Source organism: Caldalkalibacillus thermarum, assembly GCF_014644735.1.
GTDB lineage: Bacteria > Bacillota > Bacilli > Caldalkalibacillales > Caldalkalibacillaceae > Caldalkalibacillus > Caldalkalibacillus thermarum.
Map to the genome: position 1 here is coordinate 1 of NZ_BMKZ01000067.1, position 8539 is coordinate 8539.

At 46.0% G+C, this 8539-nt stretch carries 9 protein-coding genes and 2 pseudogenes; 3 read left to right on the top strand and 8 right to left on the bottom strand.

Translation table 11 applies throughout. From position 1 onward, the window contains the following. The first annotated feature begins 148 nt into the window (after positions 1 to 148). Positions 149 to 553, top strand: coding sequence for a hypothetical protein (locus tag IEW48_RS15695; RefSeq protein ID WP_188624583.1), 405 nt, complete (start codon positions 149 to 151; stop codon positions 551 to 553). Next, positions 546 to 779: a DUF2249 domain-containing protein gene (locus IEW48_RS15700; protein ID WP_007503955.1), complete on the top strand. Its 234-nt coding sequence runs from the start codon at positions 546 to 548 to the stop codon at positions 777 to 779. Before IEW48_RS15695 ends, IEW48_RS15700 begins: the two co-directional genes overlap by 8 nt. Before the next feature lie 145 nt (positions 780 to 924). Here IEW48_RS15700 and mobB read toward each other — a convergent pair whose 3' ends face one another. The 5 genes from mobB to IEW48_RS15725 all read right to left on the bottom strand — a co-directional run bounded on the left by mobB (position 925) and on the right by IEW48_RS15725 (position 5808). After that, entirely contained in the window at positions 925 to 1404 is a 480-nt protein-coding gene (gene mobB, locus IEW48_RS15705; RefSeq protein WP_188624584.1) for a molybdopterin-guanine dinucleotide biosynthesis protein B, read from the bottom strand. Beyond that, positions 1388 to 1720: a MoeA family protein gene (locus tag IEW48_RS17505; protein ID WP_188624585.1), complete on the bottom strand. Its 333-nt coding sequence runs from the start codon at positions 1718 to 1720 to the stop codon at positions 1388 to 1390. The genes mobB and IEW48_RS17505 overlap by 17 nt, the downstream gene beginning before the upstream one ends. A 27-nt stretch (positions 1721 to 1747) precedes the next feature. Then, positions 1748 to 4039 carry a thiamine pyrophosphate-dependent enzyme gene (locus IEW48_RS15715; RefSeq protein WP_188624586.1) on the bottom strand — a complete coding sequence of 764 codons (2292 nt, stop codon included), beginning with the start codon at positions 4037 to 4039 and terminating at the stop codon, positions 1748 to 1750. Next, positions 4039 to 5052 (bottom strand): 2-oxoacid:ferredoxin oxidoreductase subunit gamma family protein, encoded by a 1014-nt coding sequence (locus IEW48_RS15720; RefSeq protein ID WP_007503951.1) that lies wholly within the window; start codon positions 5050 to 5052, stop codon positions 4039 to 4041. The genes IEW48_RS15715 and IEW48_RS15720 overlap by 1 nt, the downstream gene beginning before the upstream one ends. A gap of 168 nt (positions 5053 to 5220) precedes the next feature. Further along, on the bottom strand, positions 5221 to 5808 hold the full coding sequence (locus IEW48_RS15725; RefSeq protein WP_188624587.1) for a DUF2249 domain-containing protein: 588 nt from the start codon (positions 5806 to 5808) through the stop codon (positions 5221 to 5223). Between the two features lie 236 nt (positions 5809 to 6044). Between IEW48_RS15725 and IEW48_RS15730 the strand changes: the two are divergent. Further along, positions 6045 to 6956: pseudogene (locus IEW48_RS15730) on the top strand (radical SAM protein); the annotation flags it as partial. 158 nt (positions 6957 to 7114) lie between these two features. Here IEW48_RS15730 and IEW48_RS15735 read toward each other — a convergent pair. The 3 genes and pseudogenes from IEW48_RS15735 to IEW48_RS15745 all read right to left on the bottom strand — a co-directional run. Next, positions 7115 to 7195: pseudogene (locus tag IEW48_RS15735) on the bottom strand (iron-sulfur cluster assembly protein); the annotation flags it as partial. 44 nt (positions 7196 to 7239) lie between these two features. After that, positions 7240 to 7614, bottom strand: a complete 375-nt coding sequence (locus tag IEW48_RS15740) for a hypothetical protein (protein ID WP_188624589.1) — start codon at positions 7612 to 7614, stop codon at positions 7240 to 7242. After that, on the bottom strand, positions 7608 to 8207 hold the full coding sequence (locus IEW48_RS15745; RefSeq protein WP_229704091.1) for a hypothetical protein: 600 nt from the start codon (positions 8205 to 8207) through the stop codon (positions 7608 to 7610). Before IEW48_RS15745 ends, IEW48_RS15740 begins: the two co-directional genes overlap by 7 nt. Positions 8208 to 8539: the final 332 nt, after the last annotated feature.

Genomic DNA, 8539 nt, shown 5'->3' on the forward strand with positions numbered 1-8539 from the left:
ATGTCTTTTGCTTTTTAGGGGCCTCTTCATGCCGTTAACAGACGAGCTATTAACGGCATGAAGAGGGATTGGCGAATGTGTGTTTGCCCTCTGAAATTTTACTCATACAACATGGTGTAAACAAATTAACCAAGAACGGCGGGATAGGATGGTTCAAATCTGGTTGGGTATGAATGTCCTGTTTGTCATAGCAGTCCTTGTCTGGAGCTGGCAGAAGGAGAGCATTTCCATCATCATTGATTTAGCCAAATTAACGTCGCAAACCGCCTTAATCCTTTTTCTGGTCAATGTGAATATGTATTTTATCTTTCTGGTGATTCGTAAGAGCAAAGTAAGGAAAATCAAAGTATCCCTGGCCAAAATCTCCAGATACATGATGAAAGCGCATATTCCTCTTGTGGCTGCCCTATTGGTTCTGGCCGGTGTTTTGTCCAGTGGATACTTAAGGCACAAAAAAGCTTCTGGAAAGAGACGCAAATGGCACTTGGTCAGGATGCGTTATGATGAACCCTGCAAGGCATTACTAGAATCAAGGAGGAATAGGTATGTCTAACATTGTGGCTCAAATCGATGTCAGGCCCATCCCACCCCGGGATAAGCATCCGGCCATTTTCCGCATGTTTGATGAGCTAGACCCTGGAAAAGAAATGGAACTGATCAATGACCATGATCCCAAACCATTATTCTATCAGTTCCAAATGGAGCGCCCCAATCAGTTCACTTGGGAGTACCTGGAAGAGGGACCGGAAGTATGGCGGGTTAAAATAGGAAAAAAATAATTCGCTGCAACACGAACAATAAGTGATTTTTGAAAAAGAGTCGCCATTCATTTTTCGACCTTGCTTGGCTTGAGGGCTGAGCGTTTATCGACGAACACCCCGTATGTCCTCCTGACATACGGGGTGTTTTACAGTGTTATTCTCGTTAGCGTATCATTGTTTCTATCCGATTCAGCAATTTGTCCGTTTCAGATAACAGCCCCGTTGGCAGAGGGGCGATGCCCTGACGGTCACACTGACGCTCATAGTGCAACCTGTCGATTTCCCGCCAAAACACAGCCAGCCGGATATGAGACAGTTGCTCCAGTAAACCAAAATCCGCCTGGTGACGAACCAGTACGAGTTTTGGATAATCAGCTTGTTTAAACCCTTCCACAAGTGCGAGATCATAATCACCTAAATACCGGGCCAAGAGGAGTAACTCTTCCAATGTGCGTTCCTTCTGGTGGGGCATGGTCAGCCCTATTCCGTGCGGAGATTGAATCAACGTGGTCCGTGCGCCAGCCTGGCGGTGAGCCCAGGTGTCACTTCCTTCCCGGTCCAGCTCAAAATGGCCATGATCATGCTTAATCGTAAAAATTGACAACTGGTGGTGGCTGGTAAGGTGCTTAATCAATCTGGTCATGCGACGATGCCACCCCAGACTTATCCACACCCACCGTGCTGGCCAGCACACGGCTCCCTCTCACTTCCAGCAGTCCCCTCATCAGGCGAGTGATCCGTTTGTTGTTAGGGATATCGTGGACCAGCACCGCTTTTGATCTGGGCAGATGGGGATGGGCTGTGGCTCCCAAGGCGCAGCGCAATACGGGACGGGTGAATAACTCAAAACCAACAAAACAAGCTGAAGGATTACCTGATAAACCAAATATCCATTTGGATTCTATTTGGGCAACGGTGGTTACGCTTCCTGGGCGTATGGCCACTTTGTCAAACAGCACATCGGCCTGAAGAGATTGAAGGGTGTATTACAAATGAGGGGTTTCATGTTTTAACTTTAACTTGCGCCACCTGCGTTCCACTTCTTCTTCAAGCGATTTTAGCACAGCTTTGTTTTCCTCACGTAACAAATGTTTCGTTTTGCCCATCATTTTTAACCAATCAGTCAAGGGAATGCGGGCTTGTTTGGCTTCAGGATCATAAGTGATCGTCGTTTCACCTTGCTCAACTTCATAGAGCGGGAAGAAGCAGGAGTCCACTGCTGCTTTTAAAATTTGCTGGCCAAGCCGCTCTTCAGACTTCCAGTTTAACGGACACGTAATCAGAATCTTGCCATAGACCAGACCTTCGTGCTTGGCATACCACTGAGCTTTGGCTGCTTTTTTCACCAGATCTTGTGGATAGGCTTCGCATCCGGTGAATACATAGGGGATGTTGGTCGCAGCCATGATTTGAGGTGTATCTTTATGATGGAATGGTTTGCCTTGTTGCTTTCCGCCAACACCGGTGGTGCTGGTCATGTGTCCAAGCGGGGTGGAATAAGACATTTGTGATCCTGTGTTCATATAGCCTTGATTATCGTATTCCAGCAAGATCATATTGTGGTTACGCAAAGCGGTCCCAATGGCCGACCCCATGCCGATGTCCATTCCTCCGTCGCCGGTGACCATAACAAAGGTGACGTCATCGGGAACCTCTATTTCACCACGCCGTTTCAGCTCAAAGAACGCTTCGACTGTTCCTGACAAAGTGGCAGGTCCATTTTGGAACAGATTATGAATAAAAGTTTGTTTATGTGCGCTATATGGATACGCAGCCGTTGTAATGTAAGCGCAACCAGTCTGGAATAACAAGACAACATCTCCTTCAATACCTTTAAAAAACAGTTCCAGTCCGGGGAAGATGCCACATCCTGGACAGGCCCCGTGACCAGGAGCGATACGCTTGGGCTTCTTGGTCAACATTCTGAGAGGCGGAATTTTGACAGACAGCTTACCCGTTTTTTCGTTTTTGGTTACTTTGATCAGGCCTGATTTGAAATCATCCCCGCGCTGAAGTTTTTTGGGTGGGTTGAGCTTCAGCTCTTGATTCCCTGGTACCTGTCCATAATAGTCAAAGGGTTGTTCAGCATATCCTTTTTCGCTAGCGTCAATGGCCAATCTGAAGAAGGCCTCGGCATCATGGGGATAAAAGTCTTTTCCTCCCAGTCCAAAGATGCGGCTCACAACCACTGTGCGGTTGTCCCTGTCTTCTTGCAGGGCCGCTTTTACTTCATGGGTAAGGTTACCGCCATGGGAACCATAGGAGTCAGCCCGTTCACCAATGACCAACCCCTTTACGTTCTTAAGTGCCCGGCGTACATCTTCAGCTGGAAACGGACGGATCACATTAGGACTAATGACACCGGCTTTAATTCCCTGTTCACGCAAGCGGTCAGCCACGTCTTTAGCTGTCTCAGCAGCAGAATTTAACAGAAACAGGGCGACTTCCGCATCATCCATACGGTATAAGTCAAGCGTTTGGTACATTCGGCCCGACAAGTGGGCATACTCAAGGGCAACCTCCTGGAATACTTCCAGTGCGTTTGAGAGCGCCACACTGAGTTGATACTTGTTATTAATTAAGTCGTCCCCGTGCATATGGGCCCCGATCGTAACAGGATGCCTGGGGTCACAGGCCCTGGGAAATCCGCTGGGCGGCTTGCCGATAAAGTTTTGCACCGTTTCTTTCTCAGAGAAGTAAGAAACTCTTCGTTTTTGATGGGAAGTGAAAAAGCCATCGTAAGCAACGATGATGGGTAAACGCACGCGCACATCTTCTGCGATTTTCAAGGCCATGATGTTCATATCATATACAGCTTGTGGCGTACGGGCTGTTAAAATGATCCACCCCGTGTTTAAGGCATAGTATAAATCAGAGTGGTCACCACGGATGTCCAGAGGACCGCTGACAGAACGGGTAACCAGATTAATCACCATGGGAAAACGGGTCCCTGACTGAACAGGAAGCTGTTCAAGCATGTATAATAAGCCATTGGCGCTGGTTGCATTGAGGACACGTGCGCCGGTGACCGCTGCACCATAACATATCCCGGCAGAACCATGTTCACCATCTGCTGGAATAAGCATGATGTCGTGTTCTCCTTTGAGCTTCATCTGATCCAAGTATTGGGCTATTTCAGTAGACGGGGTAATAGGATAGTAGCCCATCACATGATAGTTGATTTGTGCAGCGGCGATGGCGGCTACTTCATTCCCAGACTTAAAATCACTGATCTGTTTGGCGACAGACATCCTCTTTTTCTCTTGGGTCATTTTCATTACATCGTGCTCCCTTCCACTGCTGTAAATGAATGAGGTGTACGGTGGCGTTCTGCGTATCCTTCTTCCTCAGTCATGGTTGTCAATGCGGTTGTGGGACAAGCTTCAACGCATTTAAGACACCCTTTGCAATATTGGTAATCAATACCTTTTAAGACCATCTGTGCCCGTCCCCGTTTGTCCTGTTCTTCCTCCCACACAAAACAAAAATCTGGACAAACGGTATCGCAGGCGGCGCAATTGATACATTCCTGCTGATTGAAACGAGGTAACAAGCCTTGGCGTGAGGGACTTAAATCCCGCAACACACTGGTGGGTTGGGAAGTGATGACCCCGCCTAGCTCTTGTGTCATGTAACCACAAGGAGTGGTCAAACGCTGGTCTGTTTCTGTTTCCACACCATCCGGGGCAGGGCAGGTTTGAAAACGAACTTCATGATACCCTCTGTCAAAGGTACGGATATTAGGTTCTACTAAGTGCGGGTATTTAGTTTCAAATGTTTGGCGAATCACTTGGCGCATATCTTCAGGATCTAAAAAGCTGCAAATACGGAACAAGGCACCCAACATGGCCGTATTGATCTTTGTTTTTTCCTCCATGGCGATGCGGAGTGCATCAACAATAGCCAATGTGCCGTAACTGAGCTTCAAGTCAGCTCTGACCTGGTCAAAGGTCCGGGAAGAGTTGACCAGTACAATACCCTCTGGCCTCAGTCCGCTAATCACATCGACAGTTTTATATAAAGCCTCATGAAAAATCCCGATGACATGAGGCTCTTCAATGGGACTGTGATCTCGTATTTCGGTATCTGCTTCAGCAAAACGCACGAAGCTGCGGACAGGTGTTCCCTTCTTTTCAGATCCATACGTAGAAAAGTGGGAACCATTGATTCCCAACCCCAGAACGCCGGCTTCTGCCAGCATTTTGCCAGCTAAGTTTGCCCCTAAACCTCCAATAGACTCCAGTCGAATCTCATAAAATCCTAGTTGATTTGTCGTTGGCAGTATTGACATAAAGACCCTCCAGATTTTTAAAGTTACCATAGTGATTATAGAAGAACAAATAGGGCCCGGCTATGATCTGTGTCACAGGTTTCCACATGATTGTCTGGTTAAACATAACCGGATATGAATGGTCATGTGGTGATAAATAAAGAAGAAGTAGGAGAGGGGTTATTCAACCTACTTCTTGGTAATCGTGATATGAACAGTGTTTTCGTCGACTTGCTCATACTGATAGTCATAGCCCAGTTGTTGGAGTTCTTCAAACAGGAATATCGGTACCCGTTCGTTGGTAATAATCAGTGATTCTCCAGGTTTCATTCGCGACAGTTGGTGGAGTGTACGCATCATTGGCTTGGGAGGCTCTAAACCCCGGTTATCTAAACGGTACACCTTTCCTTCTCGTTTCAGGTCTTTTTCTACTGACTGGGCAATTTCCTCGTCATCTACCATTGTCTGAGCTGGTGGTGAAGAAACTCGCGGTTTCTCCGGTGTCTTCTTTCCACCAAACAGGTTGGATAGTGAAAATTTACGTCTCTTTTTAGTAAAAGTGACAACCCAGTGATCGGCTGCACGCTGTTCAAGCTCATGTTGAAAACCTTTTGCTTTAAGCAAAGTTAATAAGGGAGTAGGTTTGAAGGTGGCGTGTAAGATAAATTGATCCCCTTCTTGCAAAGTTTTATCCACATTCATGATTTTTTGGAAGGGCTCTCTTTTATTCTTCAGATCTTCACGGACATCCAGTTCAACGACCCGGTTTTTCTTCATGGCCATCGCCTCTCTTAATCGTGTATTGTACACCTTAGTGATACGTAAAGGTTTTCTGTTTTTATTGTATCGGTATCCTGACTGCTAAACTGTGATGCAAATCACTGTTGGAACCCCTATCCGATGGCATCTCTGTGAACGAGTGATCAAAATCACATTTCACTTCTTACTACTATTCTATACTTAATGTACAGGTACATTGTATCTTGTCCACTTATGAGGAAAGGGGCTTTTGATATGCTATTCATGAAAAAGGATTGCGTCTATCCATGACGCCCAGTGCTACTCCCCTTGTAACAAAAGAGGCGATCAGGAAAGCCAAAGAAGTAGGTTTATCCCGCTGGGCCTTCAGTCTTGACGGTTCTACAGCTGAAGTTCATGATGCCTTCCGGGGAACGAGTGGCTCTTATGATTTAACGATGCGTGCGATTGACTATTTGCGGGAGTTAGATCTTCCGCTGCAAATTAATACAACAGTGTCACGTTACAATGTGCATGACTTGCAAAACATTGCTGAACTCCTTAAAAAACTTGATGTTGTCTTATGGAGTGTCTTTTTCCTTGTACCTACCGGACGTGGGCGGAAAGAAGACATGATTTCGCCAGTGGAACATGAAAAAGTGTTGAATTGGTTGTATGAATTAAGTTTGGAAGCGCCGTTTGACATTAAGACAACGGCTGCTCAACACTACCGGCGGGTTGTGATTCAAAGCAAACGCAGAGCTGCTAAGGAAAAAATCAATGCTGATTCTCAGCCGGCATATGAAGAAGCCCTAAATAAAGGAAAAATTAATCCCCGGGACGGGCTGGGCCGGGCACCGCAAGGGGTAAATGATGGAAACGGGTTTGTTTTTATTTCCCATATCGGAGATGTATATCCCAGCGGGTTATTGCCCGTGCGCTGCGGTAATGTACGGGAGCAGCCTCTGGCAGAGATCTACAGAGAATCACCCGTCATGAAAGCTTTGCGTAATCCAGACCAATATAAAGGGAAATGTGGTGTTTGCGAGTTTAACAAAATATGTGGGGGCTCCCGCTCCAGGGCTTATGCCGTAACTGGAGATTATTTGGAGAGTGAACCCTATTGTGTCTACATTCCACCCAAATGGAGAGCGTTACAAAAGGCGAGAAAATCAGGGGATAAATAAAAGCACACAAAGATAAAGTGGTGTGCGAGCTAAGTGGGATTGGCATCACATCATCAACAAAGAAAGGTGGCCGACGCATCAGCCACCTTTCTTTGTGCTCAAAACCATTTCTTAGAGTTTCATCCCAATCTACTCCCAACCTAACAAGGCTTTTGCTTCTGGATGTCATATATCAAGCCCAAGTCATACACATTAATGCCTAGTTCGGGGTCCAGCACTTGCTTCAGTTGCTCAATCATTTTGTCCTTTACAGCGCTCACGGTTACTCCTCCTTACCAGACTCTTATTTTTTGAAAACAGAGAAGGTGATCCAGGCATATAGCAAGGCACTTAGTACATGCAATCCTTGCCCGGTATAAAAAAGGGTGGCCGATTTGAGCCATAAACTGATGGTCACCAGCAGAGTCGCCAGGATAAAAGCAGGGAAAAATAAGGCGCCCAATCGTTCATCCATCATTTCTTTCAGCGTGGGTACATTTACTTTACCAATTTGATGGCTATATTTATAGGTCCACCATAGAAAGGGAATAATTTTAAATAAATAGCCTAGTATGCTAAGTGAAATCCAGCCCATTAAAAACAAATAACTGAGAGCTACCAATTCTGAGCTGACAGATCGGCTACTGGAGACAGATATCCCAATAACCATAACTAGCAAAACAGAGGCGCCCACTCCGCCTGCGATAGCAGACAAGGTAAAAGGGCCAGATGATATTGAGCGATGAAACCGCCTACAGTCAGCTGCCCGACGAGGATTAAACCGAGAATGATCGTCAAGGCCAAGGAAAGTAATGAGGCAAAAACCATGACTGTCATCATATTCCATGAGGCAACTGCACGCAAAGACAATAACATATTACCTAAGAATATAAGAAACCCAGCAACCAAGAGGGAGCCGAACAGAACCAAGCCTGCTGGTGAAAAAATGAAGAAAGCAATGGTAAAGCCAAGCAAGGCTATGACCATGATCATGAACTGTACATAGCCAAGCCCTTCTGAACGAATCCTGACCTGGAAAGCTACAGGTACAAGCTGGTACATAGCACCCATGGATACCATGGAGGCCCAGCCAATGAGCAGTAAATGGGCCACTGCCCACATGGCAGGTGTACGAAAGTGGCCGCTCAACAGGTCGCTCCCATAGATCAATAGTAATACCTGAGCCAGCACAAAGACCAAAATCCCGGTTAGGATAAAAGAAAACGGCAATTTCACACCGGGTGCCTTGGAGGTTAATGATGCAGGTATCATCAGGATCACCTTCTTTCTGTAACCTTTATAGCGCAGCACACAGTAATAAGTTCCTGTCTTACTTAGGATGTGAAAAGAACAATCGTACTATGTGAACATTGAAAGTGATTCTTTTTATCATATTTTTAGTGTAAGCCACCTACGGTACTTTGGAATTGACTTTGGTCACAGTGTGGGTGAAAGGGCGAAGCTATAATGAGAAGCGGGTAGTGTAAAAAGTTCTATGAAAAACTAGAGCTAGCTACTCCGAAGGAGTAAAGTATTAAGGTTTGTATACGCATGACCGCTCTCGCTCTTGACAAACACCATCCAAATGGTCGTTTTCAAGTAAC